Origin of the sequence: Alcaligenes sp. PF14, from assembly GCF_037150615.1 — a bacterium.
GTDB lineage: Bacteria > Pseudomonadota > Gammaproteobacteria > Burkholderiales > Burkholderiaceae_B > Alcaligenes > Alcaligenes phenolicus.
Genome location: NZ_JBAGRS010000004.1, coordinates 408,326 through 432,763 on the forward strand (window position 1 = coordinate 408,326; position 24,438 = coordinate 432,763).

The following is a 24,438-nucleotide window of genomic DNA, read 5'->3' on the forward strand; positions in this document are numbered from 1 at the left end:
TCCATGAACTTTTTGTATCGCTACGCTGCCCCGCAGAATTTTTACTTCCTGGCCGGACGCATTGTGCCTTGGGCATCCGCTCTGGCTCTGCTGCTGTTCGTAGTTGGGGCGTATGTGGGCTTTTTCCTGGCTCCAACTGATTTCCAGCAAGGTGAGGGCTACCGCATTATTTTTCTGCATGTGCCGGTTTCCTGGATGTCCATGCTGATCTATCTGGCCATGGGCTTCTGGTCTTTGATCTGCCTGGTTTTCAATAGCCGCACGGCGGCCATGATGGCGGCCGCGCTGGCACCGACTGGAGCCATCTGTACGGTCTTGTCTTTAGTCACGGGGGCTTTGTGGGGCAAACCCATGTGGGGCGCCTGGTGGGTCTGGGATGCCCGTCTGACTTCCGAATTGCTGCTGCTGTTTTTGTACATGGGTTTCATGGGCTTGCGTGGTGCCATTGACGACCCACGTCGCGCTGACAAAGCCGCTTCCATCCTGGCCCTGGTCGGGGTGGTGAATGTGCCCGTTATCTATTTCTCGGTGCAGTGGTGGAACACCTTGCATCAGGGGGCTTCGGTATCGCTGACCAGCTCGCCATCCATGGCCACCGTCATGCTGACGGGCATGTTGCTGATGAGTCTGGCCATGTGGTGCTACAGCATTGCCATCGCACTGTACCGGGTGCGCAATTTGATTCTTGAACGTGAGGCGCATACCGCCTGGGTTCGCAACTTGACGGAGGGCTGATGATGCATTGGTCGAGTGTGGGCGATTTTTTCGCTATGGGCGGCTATGCCGTGTATGTGTGGGGCTCGGTGCTGGCCTGTACCGTGTTGATGCTGGGTGAAGTGCTCAGCGTCCGGGCAGGGCGGGCACGGGCCTGGCAGCGGGTACGTGACGAGCGCGCCCTGGGGGGCCAGCGCCATGACTAAGCGACAAAATCGTCTGGTCCTGATTCTGGGCGCATTGATCGTGCTGGGGGCGGCAACCGCCCTGATCCTCAATGCCTTCCAAAGCAGCCTGGTGTTCTTTTTTACCCCTACTGAAGTCAGCCAGGGGCAAAGCCCTGAAAACCGGACCTTCCGGGTGGGTGGCATTGTGCAGATGGACAGCATCCGCCGTGGTGGCGCCCAAGGCATGGCCGTGAACTTTGTGGTGACAGACGGCGCGGCCCAGGTGCCTGTCAGCTATACGGGAATTTTGCCGGACCTGTTTCAAGAGGGGAAAGGCGTGGTGGCCCAAGGTCGCTTGAACGAGCAGGGCCATTTTGTGGCGGAAGAAGTGCTGGCCAAGCACGATGAAAACTACATGCCGCCCGAGGCCATGCATGCCATGGAGCAGGCCGAGCGCGCGAAACAAGGAGCCCAGCCATGATCCCGGAGCTTGGACACTTTGCCCTGATTCTGACTTTTGTACTGGCGCTGGCCCAAGGCATTGTGTCCTTGTATGGTGCCTGGCGTGGCAATTTGGCCTGGATGGCTTTTGCACGTCCCGCAGCCCGCTGGCAATTCGGTTTGGTGGCCTTCAGTTTGCTGTGTCTGGCCTGGTCCTTTGTGAGCTTTGATTTCTCTGTCGCCTATGTGGCGCAGAACTCCAGCACCAAACTGCCTTTGTTCTACCGCATTGCTGCTGTGTGGGGCGGGCATGAGGGCTCGCTGCTGCTGTGGATGTTCATGCAAACGGGTTGGGCCTTTGCTGTCAGCATTTATTCGCGTTCCTTGCCGGAAGCCATGCTGGCCCGTGTGCTGGGCGTCTTGGGTCTGATTACCGCCGGTTTTCTGCTGTTTGTCCTGATTAGCTCCAACCCCTTTGAGCGCATGTTCCCGGTTCCGGCTGAAGGTCTGGATCTGAATACGCTCTTGCAGGATATTGGCCTGATTGTTCACCCTCCCTTGCTGTATATGGGCTATGTGGGCTTTTCGGTGGCCTTTGCTTTTGCGATTGCCGCTTTGCTGGCAGGCCGTCTGGACGCCAGTTGGGCGCGTTGGTCGCGTCCCTGGACAACCTCGGCCTGGCTGTTTCTGACCTTGGGTATTGCCGTAGGTAGCTGGTGGGCCTACTACGAGCTGGGTTGGGGCGGCTGGTGGTTCTGGGACCCGGTAGAGAACTCCTCCTTTGTGCCGTGGTTGGCGGGGACCGCCCTGATTCACTCGCTGGCGGTCACGGAGAAACGTGGCAGCTTCAAGAACTGGACCGTGTTGCTGGCAATCAGCACCTTCTCGCTGTCCATTTTGGGCGCTTTCCTGGTGCGCTCCGGCGTGCTGACCTCAGTACACGCGTTTGCTACAGATCCGGCCCGAGGTGTGTTCATTCTGAGTCTGTTCGCCGTCATTGTGGGCAGCTCCCTGATCCTGTTTGCCTGGCGCGCACCGCGTGTCGGAGCAGGTGGGCAGTTTGCCGTGGTGTCGCGTGAGTCCTTGCTGCTGGTCAACAACGTTTTGCTGGTAGTGGTGACGGGCACGGTGCTGTTGGGCACCTTGTATCCCCTGATTATGGATACGCTGGGCCTGGGCAAAATCTCCGTGGGGCCACCTTATTTCAACAAGGTGTTTGTGCCTTTGATGATCCCGGCTCTGGTTCTGATCGTGTTTGGCGTCATGGCGAATTGGAAGCGTGCCAGCATGATGGATATGGTGCGCCAACTGGCCCTGGTGATCGTGTTCAGTATCGTGCTGGGTGCAGCCATTCCTTTGTTGTACGGCCAGTGGCAGGGCACCGCCGCCTTGGGCGCGGGTCTGGCCATATGGATTGTTTTGGGCAGCTTGTTTGATGTGGTCAAGCGTGTGCGCGCCACGCGTTCCGGCGTGTTCTCGCAACCACGCAGTTGGCTGGGTCAGCACCTGGCCCACATCGGGGTCGCTGTCTTTGTCCTGGGGGTGACCATGGTCAGCCACTACGAGACAGAAACCGATGTCTTGTTGCAACCCGGTCAGACGGCGCAGGTGGGCGCGTATGACGCGCGCTTCCAGGGCGTGCGTATTGTGCCGGGCCCGAACTATTCGGCCGAACGCGGCACGGTAGAACTGCTGCAGGATGGCAAGGTGGTGTCCACCTTGTATCCGGAAAAGCGCACCTATCTGTCCTCGGCCTTGCCCATGACGGAATCGGCCATTAACGCCAATGGTTTGCGTCATATTTACGTGGCGCTGGGCGACAACTTTGATCAGGGCGGTTGGAGTGTTCGTCTGTACTACAAGCCTCTGGTGGACTTTATCTGGCTGGGTTGTTTGCTGATGGCCTTGGGCGGTGCGCTGGCAATCAGTGATCGACGTTATCGCGCCAAGCAAACCCGTGCCGCTGTGCAAAACAAAGCCATGAATACGCAGGTGCAGGCATGAACCGTTTTACTGTTCCCTTGATCGGTTTTGTACTGTTGCTGGTATTTCTGGGCATTGGTTTGACCTTGAAGCCCAGCGAAGTGCCTTCGCCCTTGGTCGATAAACCGGCTCCGGCGTTCAGCCTGCCTCAATTGCACAATCCCGAAGCCAGTTTTTCGGGTGAGCAAATGAAGGGACGCGTCTGGTTGCTGAACGTGTGGGCCTCGTGGTGCTACCCGTGCCTGACCGAACATGCTTTCATCAAAGAGCTGTCCACCAAGCACAAGGTGCCGATTGTGGGCTTGAACTACAAGGACGTACCTGAAGAAAGCCGCGAGTGGCTGCTACGCAATGGCAATTCTTATGAAGTCTCTGTCATGGACAGGGACGGTCGTGTGGGCATTGATTTCGGTGTGTACGGTGTGCCGGAAACCTTTGTGATCGACAAGCAGGGCATTGTGCGCTTCAAGCACATAGGCCCCGTGTCGCGTGAATCCATGGAGGAAACCTTGTTGCCTTTGATCCGTCGTTTGGAGCAGCAGCCATGATGATGCGTCAATGGATGGTGGCCTTGATGGCCAGTGTGTGGTTTCTGGTGCCGGCGGCGCAGGCCCAGTCGGGGGAACAGGGCGCCCAGGAATCGGTGATGCTGGAAATTGCGGCCGAGCTGCGTTGTCTGGTGTGCCAGAACGAATCCATTGCGGCATCGCGTGCCGAGCTGGCGGTGGACTTGCGTCAGCAGATCATGGAGCAGTTGGGGCAGGGGCGCAGCCCCGATCAGATTCGCACGTATATGGTGGATCGCTATGGCGACTTCATTTTGTATCGCCCGCCCTTTAAATCCACCACCTTGCTGCTCTGGTTCGGGCCAGCTCTGTTATTGCTGACTGGCTTTCTGGTCTATGCCTTTACGCTGCGCCGTCGACGCCGCGCGGGTGATGACACGGCCTTGACCGAGGAACAACGTCGTCAAGCCGATGCTCTCTTGCAGGGCTCTTCTCGGGATGAACAATCGTGACTATTGTTTTTTATATTGTGGCCGCGCTACTGGTGCTGCTGTGCGCGGTGTATTTGATGTTGAGCGTCAAGCGCAAGCCCGCCGTGCAGCGTGTGGTTGAACACAAGCAGGCCAATCTGGCGATTTTGCGTGAGCAGCTCAAGGAAATCGAACGGGACAAGCAGGCCGGTGTCTTGTCTGCCCAGGACTTTGAACAGGCGCAGATGGATTTGCGCCAGCGTGTGCTGGAAGAAAACGAAGGGCTGAAAACGGAATCTGTGCAGCAAGCAGGCGCACCGAAGCTGGCCTGGACCTTGATGGTCAGCATTCCGGTCGCGGCTATCGCCTTGTACTTTTATCTGGGCAATCCGGCCATGCTCGATCCTGCCGCCGTGCAGCAGCAAGCCAACGCACAGCCCGTGGATATTGAGGCCATGGTGGCCCGTCTGGAGCAGCGTCTGAAAGAAAACCCGGACGATCCGGGCGCCTGGTTGATGATGGCCCGTTCGCATCGCTATTACGGCCGCCATCAGGAAGCGACACAGGCGTATGCCAAGGCCATGGCCGTGGTGGATGGAGACCCGACGGCATTGGCTGAATATGCTGAATCCATGCTGCTGGCCGGTGTCGATACCTTGGACGGTTTGCCGGGTCGTTTGGTCAAGCGATCGCTGGAGCTGTATCCCGAAGAGCCATTGGGCTTGATGCTGGCCGGCGCTGCCGCTTTGCATAAAGAGGAGTATCCGGCTGCGATCGACTACTGGCAGCGTTTGCTGGCGCAGTTTCCACCCGATTCGGAAACCGCCAAGGTCGTGAACCAGGGCTTGCAACTGGCGCGCGAACGTATGCGTATGCCGGCCGCCCCTGCAGCGGAACCTGCCACGGCCCCTTGATATGGAAATAGTGTCTTTGGATTTGGGCCTGATCGCCCTGATAACGGCGTTTCTGGCGGGGATGGCTTCGTTTCTCTCCCCCTGCGTCTTGCCCTTGGTTCCCGGCTATCTGTCTTATCTGGCCGGGGACGGGCAGGTGTATACGCAGGTCAAGCGCAGCCAGCTACTGGGCCGCAGCGTTTGCTTTGTGGCTGGCTTTTCGCTGGTTTTTATCGCCTTGGGAGCCAGCCTCTCTTACCTTGGTCAGCTGTTGATGGCCTATCGCTATGAGTTGAATGTGGCGGCAGGTGTCATGGTGGCTTTGGCGGGCTTGAGTGTGATGGGGGTGCTGCGCATGCCCATGAGCCTGCAACGCTACTATCGCTTTGAATCCGGCAAAGCGGCAGGCCCTGGCGGGGCAACGGTAATGGGGCTGGCGTTCGGCTTTGGCTGGACTCCCTGCATCGGCCCGATTCTGGCGGGCATTTTGATGATGGGAGCCAGCACGGCCAGTGCGGGCAAGGCCAGTATCCTGTTGTCCGTCTACGCTTTGGGTCTGGGCGTACCTTTCATCCTGGCCGCCTGCTTCCTGACCCCCTTCTTGCAGCGCATGACCCAGATCAGGAAGATCGGGCGCTATGTGCGCTGGGGGGCGGGTCTGGTGCTGATTGTGATGGGTTGGGCCATGGCAACCGGCGAGCTGGCGCGGTTTGCGATCTGGGTGCTCAAGACATTCCCGGTGTTAGGACAACTGGGCTGAACCGTCGTCTATCACTTCACGGCAGCATTGCCGCCATCGGCGAACAGGGCTGATCCGGTCACAAAACTGGACATGGAGCTGGCCAGAAAGAGCGCTGCGGACGCAATTTCTTCAGGTTGGGCGATTCGCTTCATGGCGTGCAGCCCCGCCGCCCAATCCTTGGTGCTCTGATCCCCGGCAATGTCTGTGTCAGTTCCGCCAGGCAATAGAGCGTTAGCTCGTATTCCTTGCGCCGCATAGTCTGCAGTGATGCCTTTGACCAGTCCCATGAGTGCCGCTTTGGCGGCACCATAAGCGCTCATCCCGGGTAGGCCGACACTGGTGCCCACAAAGCTCGAGGTGAAAACAATCGAACCGCCACCGCGATGGAGCATGGCTGGAATCTGGCTACGGGCACCCAGAAAGGCTGCCTCAAGATTGGTATCCAGTGTTGTTTGCCATTCTTCCAGTGACATCTCGGCCAGCGGCTTGAGGGCACCGACAATACCGGCGTTATTGATCGCAATATCCAGCCCACCGAATCTGCTGTTCGCGGCTTCGATCAGTTGCTCATGGGTTTCAGCCTGCGTAATGTCCCCCGTCACAAACTCGGCACGGCCGCCAGACTGCCGGATCTCCTTGGCGACGGCATCAAGCAATGCGCTACGCCTTGCCGTAAGAACAAGTGCCGCTCCCTGCTCAGCAAACTTCAATGCGATGGCGCGTCCAATACCAGAGGATGCGCCGGTAACAAGGGCAACCTTTCCATCAAGCAAAGCCATGAGTGAAATCTCCTGTATTTCTATTGGGAGCTCACATCGTATGTGTCCTGGCCTGACGGGGAACTCCGTTTCTTGCCTTCAAAACTCGTTCTTGATGATGGGGCAGGCAGCCGACTATCAGTCTTGTACTTCGCGGCGTAGCAGTTCACGTTTTCGGTCTATCCCCCAGCGGTAACCGGCCAGATCGCCATCGCGTCGTACGACGCGGTGGCATGGGATGGCCACGGCAATGTGGTTGTTGGCGCAAGCCTGGGCCACGGCACGCACAGCTTTGGGCGAGCCTATGCGTTCGGCGATGTCGGTGTAGCTGACGGTGACGCCTGGCGGGATCTCACAGAGCGCGCGCCAGACTCGTTCCTGGAAGGCCGTTCCTTGTACATCCAGTGGCAGGTGCAAGCCAATAGAGGGCGTTTCGATGAAGCCCACGACTTGAGCGATCAATTGCTCGAACTCGCCGTCGCAGCCGATGATTTCGGCTTTGGGAAACTGATCTTGCAGGTCACGAACCAGTTGATCGGGATCGTCGCCCAGCAAGATGGCGCAGATGCCGCGTTGGCTTTGGGCTACCAGAATCGCTCCTAGAGAGCACTGACCTACAGCGAAACGGATGACAGCACCGGCCCCTCCAGCCCGGTAGTCCCGTGCACGCATGCCTAACAGCTGTTCAGAGGCTTCGTAGAATCGGCTGTTGGAGTTGAATCCGCTGTCGTAGATCGCATTGGTGATGGTCGTATCCGGACTGCTCAGTTCCTCGCGCAGTCTGCGAGCACGATAGGCCGAGCTGTATGCCTTGGGCGTCAGACCTGTTTCGGCTTTGAACAGCCGATGAAAATGGAAGGGGCTTTTGCCCACCGCGGCTGCCAGCGTGTCCAGCGATGGCGGCGTCTCCGAGGTTTCGATCAGGCGGCAGGCACGAGCCACGATGGCGGCCCGTTCGGCTGCGGCGCTGGTTTGAGAGCCATGGGCCCTACGGCTATAACGATAGCCTGCTGCTTCAGCGTTCTGGGGCGAATCGAAAAATTCGACATTCTCGCGCTTGGGCAAGCGTGTTGTTGAGCTGGGTTGGCAGTACACGCCTGTGGTACGCACCGCATAGACGAACTGGCCATCGGCAGCGGGGTCTCGTGCCTGCACAGCCGCCCAGCGCTGATCGTCGGTTTTGTAAGCAGGGTTCGTAGTCATAGGGCAGGGATCCTGACATCATCAATTACGAAGCCAGAATACGCGGGTCTTTCATCGCAAGCACTCCGATTCTTGCGGTCAATATTGACAGACCCGGCTGACACCACACAAGAGCCTGTCAGTTGTTGACGGTATGTGCGTGCTAAACGAAGCAGTATGAAAAAAGGCCGGTATCAACCGGCCTTTTTATTGGCTCTGAAGCGCTGGCACCGTGAAAGGCGCGTCGTGCTTACAGGGCGCTGGGGGTGTAACCCGCTTCTTCAATCACTTTCAGGGCTTGTGCGCCATCCAGACCTTGAACGGTAACCTGGTGTTTTTCCAGATCCGTGCTGACGGTGGCTTGAGGGGCGACAGCCTGAATGGCTTCAGTGATGCTGCGTACACAGTGGCCGCAGGTCATGTCGGGTACGGAGAAGGTGGACATAGCTGACTCCTTTGATAAAAACAATGGAGTCAGCTTAAGGCTTGCCACGGGGGCAAGGTCAAGTGCTGTTTTTTTTAAAACAGGGCCGGTGACATCAGGCGGATCTGATCAAACTCGGGATTGCCCAGCCATTGAATCTGGCTGCTGGCCAAACCTGGGCCTGATTCCTTGTTTTCCACAAAAGCACCGTAGGAGATGGTCTGCTTTTGAGTGTCCAGTAGCACTACGTAGCTGGAGCTGGTGCAGTCATGGGGTTTGCAGCCCTGGAAAACCTGGTAGTCGCGGCCATCCAGAGAAACGGTTTCGCCCGGCGAAGCCGTACCGAAATCTTTAACCCAGCTGGCGTTTTTGGCGACGTCCTGCATCAGGCTCTGATACTGCTGGGCCACTTGCTTGTTGGACTTGGCCAGGTCAGCCAGATAAACGGATTCCGAGGACTGTGCATTGCTCAGGAAAGGGGCGAGCAGGGCGCTGCCAAGGACAAGGCGGCACAGAGAATGGGAAATACGCATGGGATCTCCAATAATGAGGCGAGCCTTCAGTTTAGCAGCGCGCTTAGTGCGGGATTGTTAACAAAATCAAGGAAAACCTGCATAAACGGCTATCCCTACAGTCGTTATAGTGCTTATCCGTCCATGGGATTGGCACGGGGCTTTGTTTCCTGTCGAATTACCAGGGCATTTGAGGGGTGTAGGTAAAAACCACAGCTTGCCAGCAAAATTGTTTCATAACTAAACTATTTATAAATGAATGGTTGGCATAGTTGAATTTGTAGTTCGATCTGCTGTGCATCTTATTTAAAGACAGCCTATAAGCGCGGTGGCGCAAGGAGATAACATGAAACGTATTGCATTGACCGTAGCTCTGGCGGCGGCTTTTGGCGGTTCTTTGGCTCATGCCGATACCATCAAAGTGGGGATGGCAATGGACACATCCGGTCCGTTCGCTGCCGTTGGTGGTGAAGTTCGTGATGGCTTTAATCTGGCCATCAAACAACTGGACGGCAAGCTGGGCGGTTTCCCGGCCGAGTTCATTCAACAGGATATGGCCGGTAACCCCGACCAGGCCCGCCAATTGGTCAATCGCTTCGTGCAGCGCGACAAGATCGACTTCTTTACCGGCCCCGTGGGTTCCAACGTGGCACTGGCAGTGGCTCCCGCCCTGTTCTCGGCCAAAGTGCCTTACCTGACCAGCAACCCGGGCCCCAGCCAACTGGCCGGTGCCGGTTGTAATCCGTACTTCTTTGGTGTGTCCTACCAGAACGACGCCTTTGACGAGGCCGCCGGTAAAGTGGCTGCGGATCGCAACTACGAAAAAATGTTCATCATTGCCCCTGACTATCCGGCCGGCAAGGATCACCTGAACGGCTTCAAGCGTGGTTACGGCAAACCCGTCAACGACGAGCTCTACACCAAGCTGGGCCAGATTGACTACTCGGCTGAACTGGCACAGATCCGTGCGGCCAAGCCCCAGGCCGTGTTCTTCTTCCTGCCCGGTGCCATGGGCATCAACTTCATCAAACAGTTCGTGGCCGCTGGCCTGAATAAAGATGTGGTGTTGCTGGGCCCAGCCTTCTCGGGTGACGAGGACATCATCCCCGCCGTGGGCGAGCCTATCCTGGGCATGTTGAACACGGCTCAGTGGTCGCCTGACCTGGATGTTCCTGCCAACAAGACCTTTGTGGAAGAGTTCCGCAAAGCCTACGACGGCCGCTATCCATCGGTTTACGCTGCTCAGGCCTATGACGTGATTCTGGCTATTGACGCCGCCGTCAAACAGGTTGATGGCAAGGTATCCGACCGCGAAGCGGTGCTCAAGGCACTGAAAGCCGCCGACTACAACTCGGTTCGCGGCCCATTTACCTACGGCAACAACAACTTCCCCGTGCAGGCTTATTACTTGCGTGAAGTGGTCAAGGATCAGGACGGACGTCTTGTGAACCGTATGGTCAGCAAGGTGTTTGACTCCTACCAGGACGTCTACGCCAAAGAATGCAAACTTAATTAAGATTCACAGGTGGTAAAAGCATGTCGCTCATTCTGATTAGCGAGCAATTGCTGAATGGTTTGCAGTTTGGTTTGATGTTGTTTCTGATTGCCGCGGGCCTGACGTTGGTCTTCGGCATTATGGATATCATGAACCTGGCCCACGGCTCCCTCTATATGGCGGGAGCCTATGTGGCCGCGGAAACCATGCAGCGTACAGGGTCTTTTACCGCCGCCATTGTGGTGGCGGTGGCGGTGACAGCCCTGGTCGGTATTGCCTTGGAAATTCTCATTCTGCGCAAGCTGGTCACTCGTGATCACCTGGCTCAGGTACTGGGAACCTATGCCGTTATTTTGATCGCCAATGATGTGGTCAAAATGATTTGGGGCCCAACCCCCGTTATGTTGAATATGCCTGCCTTGTTGTCCGGGCCGGTAGAACTCTTGCCTGACTTTCTCTATCCCGCCTTCCGTCTGATGATTATTGCGGTCGGTCTGGTGATGGCGCTGGCCCTGTATGCCTTCGTGACCAAAACACGGGCTGGGGTGCTGGTGCGTGCAGGAGCCTCCAATCGACAAATGGCCACCCTGATGGGGGTGCGTGTGCCTATTCTGTTCCTGGGTGTGTTCACTCTGGGAGCCGCTCTGGCTGCGCTGGCCGGTGCCTTGTTGGGTCCGATTACCGCGGTTCAGATCGGTATGGGCGAGGACATTCTGATCCTGGTTCTGGTCTGCATCGTGATTGGCGGGATTGGCTCGATTCGTGGCGCGTTTGTAGGTGCCTTGCTGGTGGGTATGGTTGATACCGCTGGCCGTGCATTCCTGCCCATGTTGCTGCGTAACGTTTTCCCGGCAGATGTGGCTTCCAGCGTCGGTCCTACGATTGCTGCCATTTCGATCTATGTCCTGATGGCGGTTGTTCTTGTTTTCCGTCCTTCGGGCCTGTTCCCGGCGCGAGGTTAATGTATGTCTACTTCGCGTATTTTTTCCGCCCTGGTGCTGGTGGCCTTATTGGCTTTCCCCTTGATTGCACCGATGTACGGACTTGAGTTCTACATTTCGTTTGTACGCCGTATCTTCATCTATGCCCTGGCTGCCAGTGCCTTGAATCTGGTGCTGGGTTATGGCGGGATGGTGGCCCTGGGCCATGCCGCGTTTTTCGGGGCAGGGGCCTACACCGTGGGTATCCTGGCTACCGAAGGCGTGCAAAGTGGCCTGATTGCCTGGCCTGCCGCCATGGTGATCTCCGGCTTGCTGGCTTTCCTGACCGGTGCCGTGTCGCTGCGTACTCGTGGTGTGTACTTCATCATGATCACGCTGGCGTTTGCCCAGATGATCTTTTATCTGTTCATTTCCTTGCGCCAGTACGGTGGCGAGGACGGTCTGAACATGTACAGCCATTCCTCCTTGCCCGGGATTGATCTGAGCAATGAGCTGAGCTTTTACTACCTGGTTCTGGCTATTCTGGTGGCGGTGCTGTTCCTGTTCAATCGTCTGGTTAAAGCCCGTTTCGGGCAGGCCTTGATGGGCACGCGTGAAAACGAAAGCCGCATGACAACCTTGGGTTACCCCGTCTACCGCATTCGCCTGACGGCTTACACCTTGAGCGGAGCCATCATGGGTCTGGCCGGTGCCTTGCTGGCTAACCACAACCTGTTTGTCTCGCCCAGCCTGATGAACTGGACCCAGTCGGCTGACCTGATCATCATGGTGCTGGTGGGGGGGATTGGCTTGCTGTATGGCGGTGCTCTGGGTGCGTTCGTGATGTTGGTGCTGGAAGAGTTGCTGCGCAACTGGACCGAGTACTGGCACATGCCTTTGGGTATCTTGTTGCTGCTGGTGGTGTTTTTTGCACCCAAGGGGCTGGCCGGACTGGTGCGTGTCCGCTCGGCCGCTGATCCCGCTACTACTGCCAAGGAGCAAGCATGACGAACACGATAGCAACCGCCTCCAAGGCGGGCAGCGGCTCGGCCGCTTTGCAAGCCCGTGGTCTGATGAAGCGCTTTGGTGCTTTGCAGGCTACCAATGATGTGTCCCTGGACCTGGTGCCCGGTGAAATTCATGGTTTGATCGGCCCGAACGGGGCTGGTAAATCGACCCTGATTCATTTGCTGTCGGGCACCTTGACCCCGGATTCGGGCCAGCTCTTGCTGGGTGGCCGGGATGTGACTTCCTTGTCGGGTCACCAGCGTGTGGCTGCCGGTCTGGCACGTTCGTTCCAGATCACCAACATCTTCAAGAACTACACGGTGCTGGATAACCTGGTGCTGGCTTTGCAGGCATGCAGTGGCAGCAGCTTCCGCTTCTGGCGTGCTCGTCAGGCGGAAACCGAGCTGTACGAGCAAGCCCGTGCTTTGGCTGCCGAATGTGCCATTGATGCGTCCTTGCTGCATACCCAGGCCGGTGTGTTGCCGCATGGCGAGCAGCGCAAGGTGGAATTCGCCCTGGCTTTGGCCAGCCGTCCGCAAGTTCTGCTGCTGGATGAGCCTATGGCCGGGATGGGGCCGGACGAAACGCTGCGCCTGACTGAATTGATCGAAACCATGCGTGGCAAAGCCACCATGTTGCTGGTCGAGCATGATATGGAAGCCGTTTTCCGTCTGGCTGACCGGATTTCTGTGCTGGTGGCGGGGCACATTATTGCTACCGGCACGGCTGCCGAAATCCGCGATAACGAGGCTGTGCGTCAAGCTTATCTGGGCGACGACGACACGCCAGTTCCAACCAAGGTGGAAAGCCATGCTTGAAACGACTCAATTACAAAGCGGCTATGGCGCCAGCCAGGTGCTGTTCGGGGTAGATCTGTCCATTCGTAGCGGGCAGGTTGTGACTGTGCTGGGCCGTAATGGCATGGGCAAGACCACCTTGCTGAAAACCATTCTGGGCCAGTTGCCGGTGCGCGGCGGCGATGTGAAGTTCGACGGCCAGTCCATTGCGGGCTGGAATCCGGACCGTATTGCCCGTGCCGGGATTGCCATTGTGCCCGAAGGGCGTCAGTGCTTTCCCAACCTGACCGTGGCCGAGCACTTGACGGCCTTTGCTTGCAACCGCAACCCCAAAGCCAACAAGACCTGGACGCCCGAGCGTGTCTATGACTTTTTTCCGCGCTTGCGTGAGCGTGCGTCCAATATGGGCAACCAGCTCTCGGGCGGTGAACAGCAAATGCTAGCCATTGGCCGTGCGCTGGTCACCAACCCCAAGCTGCTGATTCTGGATGAAGCCTCCGAGGGACTGGCGCCCAAGGTGCGTGAAGAAATCTGGAACTGTCTGGCCGTCTTGCGTGAAGAAGGGCAAACCATCTTGCTGATCGACAAATATGTCGAGCGGCTGATGGCCTTGTCGGATCACCACATTATTCTGGAACGTGGCAAATTGGTCTGGCAGGGGAACTCCGAAGCATTGGGGGCTGATCGCACCTTGTGGACGCGCTATCTGGGCGTGTAAAAAACACAAACTGCAACAATCCCAAGATGCCGCCTGCTTGATTGCAGGCGGCATTTTTTATGCTTATCGTCAAGGCGCTATAGGGGATTGTGGCGGAGGAGTTGCACTTTCTTCTGAAAGTTCCCTAAGCATCTCTGGAAAGATTATTTCCTTGCGATGTATCAATGTGTAATGAAATGGCATTCCTTACGATGTCCATAAGGCCAGCAGGGTTATGGGTCCTATCCGGACCACTCACTGGCAGGAAGCTCTGTCATCCCATAAGGAAGTTGTTATGAAATTACGCCTGTTCACTCTCTCTGCTCTGGCCGCCGGTCTACTGCTCGGCAGTGCCGCGCAAGCTCAGGAAAATGAGCCTGTACAGCCGATTCCCGCCGCAGTTGTCACTGATCCGGCACGCGTTGAACTGGGCAAGAAACTGTGGTTTGAACCTCGCCTGTCCCGTTCTGGTTTCATCTCCTGTAACTCCTGTCATAACCTGAGCATGGGTGGCACGGACAATATCCGTACCTCCATCGGGGATCGCTGGCAGGAAGGCCCCATCAACTCGCCTACCGTCCTGAACTCCAGCCTGAACGTGGCCCAGTTCTGGGACGGCCGTGCCAGCGACCTGAAAGAGCAGGCCGGTGGCCCGATTGCCAACCCCAAGGAAATGGCGTTCACACACGAACTGGCCATGGAGTTCCTGAGCTCCATCCCCGAGTACAAGGCTGAGTTCAAGCAAGTCTTTGGCAAGGCCGACTTCGGCATTGATGAAGTCACCTCCGCAATTGCCGCCTTTGAAGAAACCTTGGTGACGCCTGATTCGCGCTTTGACCTGTGGTTGAAGGGTGACAAGAAAGCCATTACCGATCAGGAGCTGGCTGGCTATCAACTGTTCAAGAATAGTGGTTGCGTGGCCTGCCACAACGGCCCTAATCTGGGCGGTACCTCCTTCCAGAAAATGGGTCTGATCGAGCCGTACCAAACCACCAACCCGGCTGAAGGCCGTGCGGCTGTGACGGGTAAGGATGCTGACCGTTTCAACTTCAAGGTTCCTACCTTGCGTAACGTCGAGCTGACCTACCCTTACTTCCACGATGGTGCCGTCAATACCTTGACTGAAGCCGTGGATACAATGGGTCGTCTGCAGTTGGGTCGCAGTTTCTCTGCAGAGGAAAATGCCCAGATCGTCGCGTTCCTGAAAACGCTGACGGGCAAACAGCCTGAAATCGTGCTGCCAATCTTGCCACCTTCGCGTGACAACACACCACGTCCGGTGCCATTTGGTTCTTGATAGCAGGCTATTCAGGCGGCTTTTCATGAGCTAGGCCGCCTTGAAGTGACCCAGGTCCTGGATTTTCTATTTTCCTGGCCTGGGTTTTTGTATTTGGCTGTGGATTCATGGCCTTGCTTGGCGTTCAAGACAAGAATCCCCTGCTGTTATTGTTGATGCTCGATCAGGCGGGCTAAAAAAATAGTACCATTTAGATACTATTTCAATGACTGGAACCATCATGAGTCGCATTGTCCTGTTTGAGAACATTCATCCTAGCGCCCGTGAAGTTTTTGAGGCTGCGGGTTTGACCGATATTCAGACCTACAAGGGAGCCTTGTCGGGTCAGGAGCTGCTGGACGCTGTCAAAGGCGCCGAAGTTGTCGGAATTCGTTCCCGTACCCAGTTTGACAGCCGGGTGCTGGAGCACGCAGACCAGCTCAAAGTGCTGGGATGCTTTTGTATTGGTACCAACCAGGTGGATCTGGACCAAGCCCAGAACCATGGTGTACCGGTCTTTAATGCGCCGTTCTCCAATACCCGCTCCGTTGCCGAGCTGGTGCTGGGTGAGGCCATCTTGTTGCTACGTCGTATCCCCGAGAAGAACCTGCGCGTACACCAGGGTTTCTGGGACAAAAGTGCCGATGGCGCTTTCGAGATCCGTGGCAAGACTTTGGGCGTGATTGGTTACGGCAATATTGGTTCCCAAGTCGGTACTCTAGCCGAAGCGCTGGGTATGCGCGTGCTCTACCACGATGTGGAATCCAAACTGCCGCTGAGCAATGCCCGTGTCTATGGCAGCCTGAAGCAGATGCTGGCCGAGTCCGATGTGGTCACCTTGCACGTACCAGGCGGGCAGGGCACGCATAACATCATGAATGCCGAGACGATTGCGGCCATGAAACCCGGTTCCATTCTGATCAATGCTTCGCGCGGGACGGTGGTGGATATTGATGCCTTGCACCAAGCCTTGGTCAGCGGTCATCTGGCGGGTGCTGCGCTGGACGTGTTCCCAACCGAACCGAAAAGCGTGGACGAACCGTTGAAGAGCCCCTTGATCGGTATGCCTAATGTGATCCTGACGCCGCATATTGGCGGTAGTACTCAGGAATCCCAGGAAAACATTGGCCGTGAAGTGGCCGAGAAACTGGTTAGCTACTTGCGTAGCGGCGCTACCAAGGGCGCGGTGAACTTCCCCGAAGTGTCTTACTACGACATCCAGGGTGCTGTGCGTCTGCTGCATGTTCATCGCAACGTTCCCGGCGCGATGGGTAGCTTGAACAATATTCTGGCCCAGCACGGTATCAACATCACCCGCCAGCAGCTGCAAACGCAAGGCGAGTTGGGTTATGCCATGACGGACCTGGATCGTGTGCCCGAGCAGGGTTTGCTGGAAGCTGTGCGTGCCCATCCTGGTACTGTACGGAGCGATCTGATTTTCCCGGCTTGAAGCGGTAGTCGGACCCTAAACAAACGGCCCCGGATTCTTTTGAGTCCGGGGCCGTCTGCTCGTCTGCTATCCGTCCGTCTGCTATCAGGCCGAGTGCATGGACTTGGTGGGCCAGGCAATCGTCTGTTCCGGGCTGCTGCCGGGCACAATAATGTCGCGCAAGGTGTAGTTATCCAGATAACTCAGGAACTGGACCAGCGCCTGTTTAAGGATGTTGCTCAGGTTGCAGCGACCGCTCAGGATGCAGTGGGTGCCGCTGCCCAGGCACTCCACCACCGCCAGATCGGTTTCGGTATAGCGCACCAGCTCGCCCAGATTGATGTCTTCCGGCGCACGGGCCAGCCGCATTCCGCCGTTTTTCCCGCGCTGTGTCTGAATCCATCCGCCCTTGGCGAGCAGGTGGGTGACTTTCATCAGATGGGCTTGGGAAATCTGGTGGTACTGGGCAATTTCCGCGATGGTACAGAGCCTGTCTTCGTTCTGACCCAGATACATCAATTGACGCAGGGCGTAGTCGGTAAGGTTGGTCAGACGCATGATCAGGGCAGTTGCAGCTCGCTGGCCACTTGAGTGGGGTTGTGCTGGAACTGGTAGCCAAACCAGAAGCTGCGGGCGATGCGCTGGGCATATTCCAATGCCAGCGCGGCCATGGCCTGGTTTTCACGCTCCTGGCAGGTTTCCTTGAACAGGCGTAGCCATTGTTCAAAGTGGCTGGCCTGAATATGCTTGAGCGACAAATGCTTGGCCATGGGATTGCCATTGAAGCCATCGGTCTTGAGTAATAGAGATGACCAGAACTCTTCCATTACGCCCAGATGCGTATCCCAATCCTTGATGCGCTCGGAGAAAATGGGGCCAAGGACATCGTCCATGCGGATACGATCGTAAAAGTCCCAGACCAGGTCATGAATTTCCTGGCGGGTACACAAAGGGTTGAGAGCCATAATATTTTGAATTTAAAGATATATATTTTATCTATCTTATTGATATGACTCATCGGGGTCAAGCCGGAAAGAAAACGCTTGGGAACGGAACATGTTCACGCCGGATTTCACGCTGATTCAACGCTTGCTTTCCTACACTGCTTGCACGTTTCAGCGTATGGATGTTGCGTTTGCGGTGTTTGGCCAGTCTGGCCGGCTTGCAAGGGCTGTACAAGTCTTGAACGGTGCTCTTTAAGAAAGACAAGTATCACCGAAGGTAAATTGCACTAGGCGGTCTGGCGGGCTACGATTACTTTTTGTTGGCTAGACCTTGGTTTTGTTACAGCACGGTGCTCAAGGAATAATGATTACAAAACGACAGGCCCAAACGCTTTCTTGCGTTATCCCTGGTTTGAATGAAGCAGAAAACCTGCCCGCATTGCTGCCGGTTTTGGTGGCAAAGTTGCGCGAACTGGTTCCGGACTTTGAAATCATTTTCGTTGACGATGGCAGTACAGACGCAACGCCTTTGGTTATTGAGCAATTGCGTCAAACCTACCCTCAACTGGTCTATTTGCAGTTATCGCGCAACTTTGGCAAAGAGGCAGCGTTGACGGCAGGGCTGGAGGCCAGCCGCGGGCAGGTAGTCGTGTGCATGGATGCGGATTTGCAGCATCCCCCTGCCTTGATCGAAGCTATGCTGGAGCGCTGGTCTACAGGCCTGGAAATGGTCTATGCCGTGCGGGAAACCCGTGACGACGAGACCTGGATGAAGCGGGCGGGCACCAGTTTGTTTTACAAGCTGATGCGCACCTCTAACGGTTTGCGTGTGCCGCGTGATGCAGGCGATTTTCGCCTGATGGATCGCTGCGTCGTTGATGCCTTGATGGCCTTGCCCGAACGCAGCCGCTTCATGAAAGGCTTGTTTGCCTGGGTGGGTTTTCCGTCCGAGCCCATTTACTACTCGCCTGCCGAACGCTTGCATGGTGTCAGCCGATTCCGTCCCACTAAACTATTGCGCTTTGCGGTGGATGGTTTGACGGCATTCACCACCTGGCCACTGCGTTTGTTAAGCCTGTTAGGTGCAGTGTTGGCCATGCTGTCTTTCAGCTACGGCTTGTTCATTATCTTCAAGCACTTGTTGTATGGGGATGCCGTTCGGGGCTGGACAACCTTGATTACGGTGGTACTGTTTTTCGCGGGGGTGAATATGCTCTCGCTGGGTGTGGTGGGCGAGTATGTCGCCAGCATCTTTGCCGAGGTCAAGCACCGGCCCTTGTATCTGGTGCATCGTCGCCGTGGGCAGGGACTGGCTCAGGCCTCTGAACCGGCACCTGACCAGAAGCAGTTAGCGACCCCCGATCAGGACCCGCAGCAAGGCTGAAGGCAAGCCTGGTTTTGAAGGCAGGCCGGATCGTTTAATTGGCGAACTGCTCTCATTTGTAATTGAACGCTACATCGATACTCTGAATCGCTTCGACAGCTACGCAAGTAGCTGCCTACCCCTATTGGTTTGGCTTTGAGCGATGAGTATCGATAATTCCTTTGCCTCTTCCGGTGCAACACTACCGCTTGGACAAGCGCGTGGACCGGCCTATTGCTTACGTTGCGGCGTCCAGCGCCTGGGTACGCTCTCTAGCGTGTCCGTGGGGCTGCTGGCACTGCTGTGGTTTGCGCTGACCCTGGGGGCGTACCCCTTGTTGATTCCGGATGAGGGGCGTTATGTCGGCGTGGCCCTGTCCATGCTGGAATCCGGTGATTATCTGGTGCCGCGTCTGGACGGCCTGCCGTTTTTCCATAAACCCCCCTTGCATTATTGGCTGACTGCCCTGAGCCTGAAAGTGTTGGGGGTGAATTTTGTGGCTGCTCGTCTGGTACCTGCCTTGATGGCGGCCTTGTTGATTGCCGGTATGCATGCGTTCTTGAAGCGTCATGCCAGCCAGCAACATGCGGGCTGGACGGCTTTGATTCTGGTCAGCAGCCCCTTGCTTTTCGGTGCTTCCCATTACGCCAATCTGGACATGACGGTTGCTGCCTTGATCAGTAGCTGTGTGCTCTTGGGTGGTCATGCTGCCTTGCAGATGGAGCAGGGGCGCTCCTGTCGTTGGGCCTTGATGGGGCTGTATGCCACCGCAGGCCTGGCTTTTCTGGCAAAAGGCTTGATCGGGATTTTGATCCCCGGCGGTGTCTTGGTGTTCTGGCTGCTGGGTCGAGGCCATTGGCGTACGTTGTTGCGTCTGTTTTCTGTGACAGGCCTGGGAGTCTTGCTGCTGGTTGCCACGCCCTGGATGTGGGCCATGCAGGCGCGCTACCCCGGTTTTTTTGACTATTACATCGTCTATCAGCACTTCCAGCGTTTTCTGGAAGCCGGCTTTAACAATCCTCAGCCTTTCTGGTTCTACTTTGCCCTGATGCCTGTTGCCACCTTGGGTTGGACGCCATTCTTGTTCAAGCGCTTTCGTGGTTCTGCTAATGCTTCCGACGGTTTGGGCGCGGTACGAGGCTTGATGCTGTCGGCATTGCTGACTGTGCTGGTTTTCTTTTCCATTCCTGCGTCCAAGCTGGTGGGCTATGTCCTGCCTGCGATTGGCCCTTGGGCTTTTTTTCTGGCGGATGTGGTGATTCGCCGCAGTCAGCGGGATGGAGAAGCAAAGGTAGAGCGCTTTGCGGTATGGAGCCTGGGTGTTTGTGTTGCGATTTGTGCGTTTGCCGTGGCGACGATGATGCTGCGCCCACAGGTCAACAGTCAGGCCTTGGGCCGTGTACTGGCCAGTGAATACCAAAAGGGTGACCGTGTCGTCTTTCTGAATAATTACCGTTATGACCTGGGCTTCTATGTTCCGGGCCTGAAGAACATCAGCGTGATGGGACGCTGGGATGATCCGGAAATCATGCGCACCGATAGTTGGCGCAAGGAGCTGCTGGAGGCAGCTCGCTTTGAGCCGCAACGTGGGGCGCTGACCTTGATAGATCGGGCAACCCTTCGTCAGCAGTTATGTCGGGACAGCAAGGCGGTCGTCTGGTTGATCGGCTCGCCAGATGCCGTGCGCCAAAGCCAGGTGCTTAACCATGCTCAGCGCCTGTATGAAGATCAGCGTATTGCTCTATGGCGCTTTGATCACGACGAGTACGAGCTTATGTGCGGCGGAACGCCCAAAGCCGCCCAGCCAGAAACGTCAGCACAGCCAAACCGATAAGAATCAGGCCCAGCAGCAAGTCGTAGCGCAGACCGGAATGATTCAGTAAAAACGCATAGCTGGCTTCGTTGACGGCGAAGCCAGCGGCAGACACCAGAAAAAAACGTGTCAGAGCCGGCAGAAAGCGGGCATTCTGGGAGCGGAATGTCAGCCAGTAGTGGCCACCAAAGGACACCAGGAACGCAATCAGCCAGCCAAAAAGATTGGCCAGCAGCGGAGACAGGCTCAGCGTTTGCACCAGGGCGATTACAATGCCCCAGTGCGTGAAGGCGGCCAAAGTGCCGACCAGTATGAACAGAATGATTTGACGAGACATAAAGCGGAGCGAGCAGTGGCCAAGGACAGGCAGATCAGTATATGTGCGGATGATTTTGGCATGGCCCCCGCCGTGGACGAGGCCATACTGAAATTGGCCCAGGCCCGGCGCCTGACAGGAACATCCTGCCTGGTCGATGGGGACAGCTTTGTGCAAAATGCACCAGCACTGCGCCAGAGCACGCTGCAAAAAGGTTTGCACCTGAATTTTACCGAGTTTGCTTCCCAAGCGGGCGTGTATGCCATGCCGCTCAAGCAGGTGATTATCCGCAGCCTGCTGCATCGTCTGGATGCCCAGAAGGTCAAGGATAGCGTGGCTCGCCAGCTGGATCGTTTTGAGAAGGTGATGGGGCAGGGCCCGGACTATATCGACGGGCATCAGCACGTGCATCAGCTACCCATGATACGCGAGGCCTTGCTGGCAGAAATGGAGCGCCGTTATGCCGCTTCCATGCCTTGGCTGCGTTATACCGGCGCCCAGCGTCTGGCTACGAGTTTCGCGTTTAAAGACAGATTCAAGGCGCAGATTATTGCCGGGCTGGGTTCCAAGGATTTGCTGCGCTTGGCCAGAGCCAAAGGCGTCACCTTGAATACCGGCTTCACCGGCGTGTACGACTTTCAGGGTGGCAAGGAGCGTTACAGCGCCTTGGTCAAAGCCTGGCTGGCGGTGATGCAGCACGGGGACAGCATGATGTGCCATCCCTCCTTGAGCAGCGTGCAGGACGATCCTGTGGGCTTGCAACGTCAGGCAGAGTACGAGGTGCTGGCTGGCGATGAGATGCAGCAATGGCTGGATCAATACAGCCTGCGCATTGCCTGAGAAGGAAGATCAGGGCGTCTGGGCTGGCTGGCTTTGGCTGCCGTCACCCAGACTGCGCTGCATGATGACCACATCAATCCACTGCTGGAACTTATAGCCCACGGCTGGCTGAGTACCTACATGGGCAAAGCCCAGCGAACGGTGCAGGGCAATCGAGCCCCGGCTGTCATGGCCGGAGATGATGGCCACCATTTGCCGCCACGGGCCTTTCTCACACTCCAGCAGCAATTGTTCCAGCAAGGCTTTGCCCAGACCTTTGCCAATCTGACCTTGAGCCAGATAGATGGAGTCTTCTATCGTGAAGCGATAGGCCGGGCGGGAGCGATATGTTCCTGCGTAGGCATAGCCCACGATCTGCCCGTCCAGCTCTGCGACCAGCCAGGGCAAATTCTGCTCGCGCACTTGCGTGAAGCGGGCACGCATTTCCTGTTCGTCCGGTGGGCGTTGTTCAAAGGTCGCCGTGCTGTGCAGTACGTGATAAGCATAGATGTTTTGCACCGCTGCCATATCGTCCAACGTGGCCTGACGTATCAGCAAGGCACTGGCGTGATTGCCTTGCGGCAGGGAGGCAGAGAAAGGGACTTGCGTACTATCGGGGGGGAACATACTATTTTTCCTTTGAACTGATTTAGTTTATCCCGATTTCAGGAGTTTCTATGTCCTTCCCGCACCAGTTTTTGACCGAGCAATTGGCCGTCGCCCCTCAATTATCGGGAGAGGACATGCAAGCCGTGGCCGATGCCGGTTTTAAAAGTGTCATCATCAACCGTCCCGATATGGAAGGCGGTCCCGACCAGCCCTTGTCGGCAGACGTGATGAAGGCCGCCCAGGCGGCAGGCTTGCAGGTGGAATATCAGCCAGTAGTGGGTAGCGCTATTACTTCTGCTGATGTTGCTCGTTTTGGTCAATTGCTTGAAGCCTTGCCAGGCCCGACTTTGGCCTACTGCCGCACGGGTACTCGCTGTGCCGTATTGTTCCGCGCATTGAACGAATCCTGACCTGGCTCAAGGTTCAGGTCTGTACTAGCTTGTCCTGTGTCGGTATGCAGCTGTAAGCTATCTGTCTCCATTCAAAGGGGTTATGCCATGTTCAAGAAAATTCTGATTCCAACTGACGGTTCCGAGCTCTCCTCCCAAGCAGCCAACAAAGGCGTGACCTTTGCCCGCCAAATTGGTGCCGAGGTTCTGGCTTTGCACGTGACGCAGCCATTTGCTGCCACCGTTGGTTTTGATGGTATGGCTGCTGCCTACGCCATCACCGACGAGGACTACGACAAGACTGCCAAGGAACAGTCGCAGAAGTACTTGCAGCAGATTCTGGACCGTGCCGAGACCGCTGGCGTCAAGGCCACTGGTAGATCCGTATCGAATTTCAATGTGGCCGATGGGATTGTGCAGGTCGCTGAGCAGGAAGGCTGCGACCTGATCTTTATCGGTAGCCACGGCCGCAGTGGTCTTTCCCGCCTGTTGCTGGGTAGCGTGACCATCAAGGTGCTGAATATGGCCAAGAACACCGTGCTGGTGTACCGCGTCAAAGAAAGCGATTAATCGCTTTTCAGCCCAAAGAAAAAGCCCGCTCAGGCGGGCTTTTCTGTGTCTGCGGCACGTCTTATTGGCTGCGTGGCTCCAGCTGCTGTTTATGGGTCACGACTGCCTGCAAAACAATAGGCAGCAGCTCGCCATCTTCGCTTTTACCGCTGGGATTTTGTTCTACAAAATCCAGCAGGGAGCGGCGCATGCGCGGGTCCCAGAATTTCTGGATATGTTCCGCAATCTCGCGCAGTCCTTGCTCCCGATTGCTCAGGATTTCAAAGAACTGACCGATCTGGTTGGCCATGGGAATCAAAGGAACAATGTTCATGGTGATGTGGCCGAGCGTGACTCGGCAGAATTCAGATAGTGGGGATGGCTGTACAGCGTGAAGCTGCGGTCACGGGCAAAGGCGGCCAGCATGACACCCAGTTCATCGGCAATCTGCACGGCATAGGCGGTGGGGGCGGATACGGCCACCACAAAGTTGATGCCCATGGCAGCGGCCTTCTGGACCATCTCGAAGCTGGCACGGCTGGAGATCAGCACCATGCCAGAGCGGGGATCAATATCGTTGCGCAGCATGTGGCCCAGCAGCTTGTCCAGCGCATTATGGCGACCTACATCCTCGCGCACGGCCAGGATATCACCTTGCAGATTGCACCAGGCCGCCGCATGGGTAGCGCCCGTCAGACGATGCAAGGGTTGGCTGGAGCGCAAGGCATCCAGGGCCTGGAAGATGGCGGCAGCATCGGGGCGGTGCTCGGGAGCGTCCAGACGGGGTAGCTGTCGGCGTACCTCGTCCAGACTTTCCAGACCACACAGGCCACAGCCTGTACGGCCAGCCAGCTGACGGCGACGCGCCTTGAGTTGATGCTGGCAGGCACTGGCAATCTCGATTTGCAGCAGGCTGCCGCGCTCGCCTTCCAGCACATCCACGCCGCGTATATCGTCAGCGGTACGAATAATGCCCTCGGTCATGGAGAATCCGTAGGCCAGATCTTCCAGATCACTGGGGCTGCACAACAAGGCACTATGGCTGATGCCATTGAACTCCAGAGCCACGGCTTGTTCGCGCGCCAGCGCATCCTGATCCTCTTGGGGCAGGGTGTCAGCTTGTGTTTCAGCTGGGGTACGCGCCTGCCGCCATACGGTGGCAGGGGCGCTAGCATCACGAAAATCTGCCTGGCTCACGTGGGCAACTCCTTAGGGCCTGTTG

At 56.8% G+C, this 24,438-nt stretch carries 30 protein-coding genes; 20 read left to right on the forward strand and 10 right to left on the reverse strand.

What is annotated here, in order from left to right:
- Positions 1 to 3: 3 nt before the first annotated feature.
- Genes ccmC through WFM49_RS11350 form a run of 8 tightly spaced genes read left to right on the forward strand, consistent with a single transcriptional unit; the run spans position 4 to position 5,934 of the window.
- Entirely contained in the window at positions 4 to 735 is a 732-nt protein-coding gene (gene ccmC, locus WFM49_RS11315; protein WP_042483075.1) for a heme ABC transporter permease CcmC, read from the forward strand.
- A complete protein-coding gene (gene ccmD, locus WFM49_RS11320; protein WP_009462365.1) occupies positions 735 to 920 on the forward strand; it encodes a heme exporter protein CcmD in 186 nt (61 codons plus the stop codon). The genes ccmC and ccmD overlap by 1 nt, the downstream gene beginning before the upstream one ends.
- Positions 913 to 1,362, forward strand: coding sequence for a cytochrome c maturation protein CcmE (ccmE, locus tag WFM49_RS11325; RefSeq protein ID WP_022983242.1), 450 nt, complete (start codon positions 913 to 915; stop codon positions 1,360 to 1,362). The genes ccmD and ccmE overlap by 8 nt, the downstream gene beginning before the upstream one ends.
- On the forward strand, positions 1,359 to 3,326 hold the full coding sequence (locus tag WFM49_RS11330; RefSeq protein WP_022983241.1) for a heme lyase CcmF/NrfE family subunit: 1,968 nt from the start codon (positions 1,359 to 1,361) through the stop codon (positions 3,324 to 3,326). The genes ccmE and WFM49_RS11330 overlap by 4 nt, the downstream gene beginning before the upstream one ends.
- Positions 3,323 to 3,853, forward strand: a complete 531-nt coding sequence (locus tag WFM49_RS11335; RefSeq protein ID WP_009462261.1) for a DsbE family thiol:disulfide interchange protein — start codon at positions 3,323 to 3,325, stop codon at positions 3,851 to 3,853. Before WFM49_RS11330 ends, WFM49_RS11335 begins: the two co-directional genes overlap by 4 nt.
- Entirely contained in the window at positions 3,850 to 4,323 is a 474-nt protein-coding gene (locus WFM49_RS11340) for a cytochrome c-type biogenesis protein (protein WP_009462259.1), read from the forward strand. Before WFM49_RS11335 ends, WFM49_RS11340 begins: the two co-directional genes overlap by 4 nt.
- Positions 4,320 to 5,195 (forward strand): c-type cytochrome biogenesis protein CcmI, encoded by an 876-nt coding sequence (gene ccmI / locus WFM49_RS11345; RefSeq protein WP_022983240.1) that lies wholly within the window; start codon positions 4,320 to 4,322, stop codon positions 5,193 to 5,195. Before WFM49_RS11340 ends, ccmI begins: the two co-directional genes overlap by 4 nt.
- Before the next feature lies 1 nt (position 5,196).
- Complete coding sequence (locus WFM49_RS11350; protein ID WP_022983239.1) at positions 5,197 to 5,934, forward strand: cytochrome c biogenesis CcdA family protein; 738 nt, start codon at positions 5,197 to 5,199, stop codon at positions 5,932 to 5,934.
- An 11-nt stretch (positions 5,935 to 5,945) separates the two neighbouring features.
- Here WFM49_RS11350 and WFM49_RS11355 read toward each other — a convergent pair whose 3' ends face one another.
- The 4 genes from WFM49_RS11355 to WFM49_RS11370 all read right to left on the reverse strand — a co-directional run bounded on the left by WFM49_RS11355 (position 5,946) and on the right by WFM49_RS11370 (position 8,813).
- The gene (locus WFM49_RS11355; protein WP_336973273.1) at positions 5,946 to 6,695 is read right to left on the reverse strand and encodes an SDR family oxidoreductase; all 750 of its coding nucleotides are present in this window, start codon (positions 6,693 to 6,695) and stop codon (positions 5,946 to 5,948) included.
- 117 nt (positions 6,696 to 6,812) lie between these two features.
- Positions 6,813 to 7,877 (reverse strand): bifunctional DNA-binding transcriptional regulator/O6-methylguanine-DNA methyltransferase Ada, encoded by a 1,065-nt coding sequence (ada, locus tag WFM49_RS11360; RefSeq protein WP_009462251.1) that lies wholly within the window; start codon positions 7,875 to 7,877, stop codon positions 6,813 to 6,815.
- Positions 7,878 to 8,106: 229 nt separating this feature from the next.
- Positions 8,107 to 8,301: a heavy-metal-associated domain-containing protein gene (locus WFM49_RS11365; protein WP_022983238.1), complete on the reverse strand. Its 195-nt coding sequence runs from the start codon at positions 8,299 to 8,301 to the stop codon at positions 8,107 to 8,109.
- 74 nt (positions 8,302 to 8,375) lie between these two features.
- Positions 8,376 to 8,813 carry an Ivy family c-type lysozyme inhibitor gene (locus WFM49_RS11370; protein WP_009462247.1) on the reverse strand — a complete coding sequence of 146 codons (438 nt, stop codon included), beginning with the start codon at positions 8,811 to 8,813 and terminating at the stop codon, positions 8,376 to 8,378.
- Between the two features lie 325 nt (positions 8,814 to 9,138).
- Here WFM49_RS11370 and WFM49_RS11375 point away from each other — a divergent pair, with 325 nt between their 5' ends.
- The 7 genes from WFM49_RS11375 (at position 9,139) to serA (ending at position 16,435) form a co-directional block, all read left to right on the forward strand.
- On the forward strand, positions 9,139 to 10,308 hold the full coding sequence (locus tag WFM49_RS11375) for an ABC transporter substrate-binding protein (protein ID WP_009462245.1): 1,170 nt from the start codon (positions 9,139 to 9,141) through the stop codon (positions 10,306 to 10,308).
- Between the two features lie 20 nt (positions 10,309 to 10,328).
- Positions 10,329 to 11,249 carry a branched-chain amino acid ABC transporter permease gene (locus WFM49_RS11380; protein ID WP_022983237.1) on the forward strand — a complete coding sequence of 307 codons (921 nt, stop codon included), beginning with the start codon at positions 10,329 to 10,331 and terminating at the stop codon, positions 11,247 to 11,249.
- A 3-nt stretch (positions 11,250 to 11,252) separates the two neighbouring features.
- The gene (locus WFM49_RS11385) at positions 11,253 to 12,215 is read left to right on the forward strand and encodes a branched-chain amino acid ABC transporter permease (protein ID WP_009462243.1); all 963 of its coding nucleotides are present in this window, start codon (positions 11,253 to 11,255) and stop codon (positions 12,213 to 12,215) included.
- Complete coding sequence (locus tag WFM49_RS11390) at positions 12,212 to 13,033, forward strand: ABC transporter ATP-binding protein (protein WP_009462241.1); 822 nt, start codon at positions 12,212 to 12,214, stop codon at positions 13,031 to 13,033. The genes WFM49_RS11385 and WFM49_RS11390 overlap by 4 nt, the downstream gene beginning before the upstream one ends.
- A complete protein-coding gene (locus tag WFM49_RS11395; RefSeq protein ID WP_009462239.1) occupies positions 13,026 to 13,730 on the forward strand; it encodes an ABC transporter ATP-binding protein in 705 nt (234 codons plus the stop codon). The genes WFM49_RS11390 and WFM49_RS11395 overlap by 8 nt, the downstream gene beginning before the upstream one ends.
- Positions 13,731 to 14,004: 274 nt before the next feature.
- Positions 14,005 to 15,006 carry a cytochrome-c peroxidase gene (locus WFM49_RS11400; protein ID WP_009462237.1) on the forward strand — a complete coding sequence of 334 codons (1,002 nt, stop codon included), beginning with the start codon at positions 14,005 to 14,007 and terminating at the stop codon, positions 15,004 to 15,006.
- A gap of 220 nt (positions 15,007 to 15,226) precedes the next feature.
- A complete protein-coding gene (gene serA / locus WFM49_RS11405; RefSeq protein ID WP_022983236.1) occupies positions 15,227 to 16,435 on the forward strand; it encodes a phosphoglycerate dehydrogenase in 1,209 nt (402 codons plus the stop codon).
- Between the two features lie 84 nt (positions 16,436 to 16,519).
- Here the strand turns inward: serA and WFM49_RS11410 are convergent, their stop codons facing one another.
- Both WFM49_RS11410 and WFM49_RS11415 read right to left on the reverse strand, forming a co-directional pair.
- Positions 16,520 to 16,972 carry an RrF2 family transcriptional regulator gene (locus WFM49_RS11410; RefSeq protein WP_009463896.1) on the reverse strand — a complete coding sequence of 151 codons (453 nt, stop codon included), beginning with the start codon at positions 16,970 to 16,972 and terminating at the stop codon, positions 16,520 to 16,522.
- A gap of 2 nt (positions 16,973 to 16,974) precedes the next feature.
- Complete coding sequence (locus WFM49_RS11415; protein WP_009463895.1) at positions 16,975 to 17,379, reverse strand: group III truncated hemoglobin; 405 nt, start codon at positions 17,377 to 17,379, stop codon at positions 16,975 to 16,977.
- A 343-nt stretch (positions 17,380 to 17,722) separates the two neighbouring features.
- On the opposite strand from WFM49_RS11415, the gene WFM49_RS11420 reads away from it, so the two are divergent.
- On the forward strand, positions 17,723 to 18,742 hold the full coding sequence (locus WFM49_RS11420) for a glycosyltransferase family 2 protein (RefSeq protein WP_009463894.1): 1,020 nt from the start codon (positions 17,723 to 17,725) through the stop codon (positions 18,740 to 18,742).
- 142 nt (positions 18,743 to 18,884) lie between these two features.
- Positions 18,885 to 20,555, forward strand: coding sequence for an ArnT family glycosyltransferase (locus WFM49_RS11425; protein WP_336973279.1), 1,671 nt, complete (start codon positions 18,885 to 18,887; stop codon positions 20,553 to 20,555).
- On the opposite strand, the gene WFM49_RS11430 is transcribed toward WFM49_RS11425, so the two are convergent.
- Positions 20,494 to 20,871, reverse strand: a complete 378-nt coding sequence (locus WFM49_RS11430; protein ID WP_022983235.1) for a GtrA family protein — start codon at positions 20,869 to 20,871, stop codon at positions 20,494 to 20,496. The two genes, WFM49_RS11425 and WFM49_RS11430, sit on opposite strands and share 62 nt — an antisense overlap.
- Positions 20,872 to 20,931: 60 nt before the next feature.
- Between WFM49_RS11430 and WFM49_RS11435 the strand changes: the two genes are divergently transcribed.
- Entirely contained in the window at positions 20,932 to 21,690 is a 759-nt protein-coding gene (locus tag WFM49_RS11435) for a ChbG/HpnK family deacetylase (protein WP_022983234.1), read from the forward strand.
- 9 nt (positions 21,691 to 21,699) lie between these two features.
- Here the strand turns inward: WFM49_RS11435 and WFM49_RS11440 are convergent, their stop codons facing one another.
- Complete coding sequence (locus WFM49_RS11440) at positions 21,700 to 22,296, reverse strand: GNAT family N-acetyltransferase (protein ID WP_022983233.1); 597 nt, start codon at positions 22,294 to 22,296, stop codon at positions 21,700 to 21,702.
- Between the two features lie 50 nt (positions 22,297 to 22,346).
- Between WFM49_RS11440 and WFM49_RS11445 the strand changes: the two genes are divergently transcribed.
- Positions 22,347 to 22,688, forward strand: coding sequence for a TIGR01244 family sulfur transferase (locus tag WFM49_RS11445; RefSeq protein WP_009463890.1), 342 nt, complete (start codon positions 22,347 to 22,349; stop codon positions 22,686 to 22,688).
- Positions 22,689 to 22,775: 87 nt separating this feature from the next.
- The gene (locus WFM49_RS11450) at positions 22,776 to 23,237 is read left to right on the forward strand and encodes a universal stress protein (RefSeq protein WP_009463889.1); all 462 of its coding nucleotides are present in this window, start codon (positions 22,776 to 22,778) and stop codon (positions 23,235 to 23,237) included.
- Positions 23,238 to 23,298: 61 nt separating this feature from the next.
- Here the strand turns inward: WFM49_RS11450 and WFM49_RS11455 are convergent, their stop codons facing one another.
- Positions 23,299 to 23,550 (reverse strand): formate dehydrogenase subunit delta, encoded by a 252-nt coding sequence (locus tag WFM49_RS11455; protein WP_009463888.1) that lies wholly within the window; start codon positions 23,548 to 23,550, stop codon positions 23,299 to 23,301.
- Positions 23,547 to 24,413, reverse strand: coding sequence for a formate dehydrogenase accessory sulfurtransferase FdhD (fdhD, locus tag WFM49_RS11460; RefSeq protein ID WP_022983232.1), 867 nt, complete (start codon positions 24,411 to 24,413; stop codon positions 23,547 to 23,549). The genes WFM49_RS11455 and fdhD overlap by 4 nt, the downstream gene beginning before the upstream one ends.
- Positions 24,414 to 24,438: the final 25 nt, after the last annotated feature.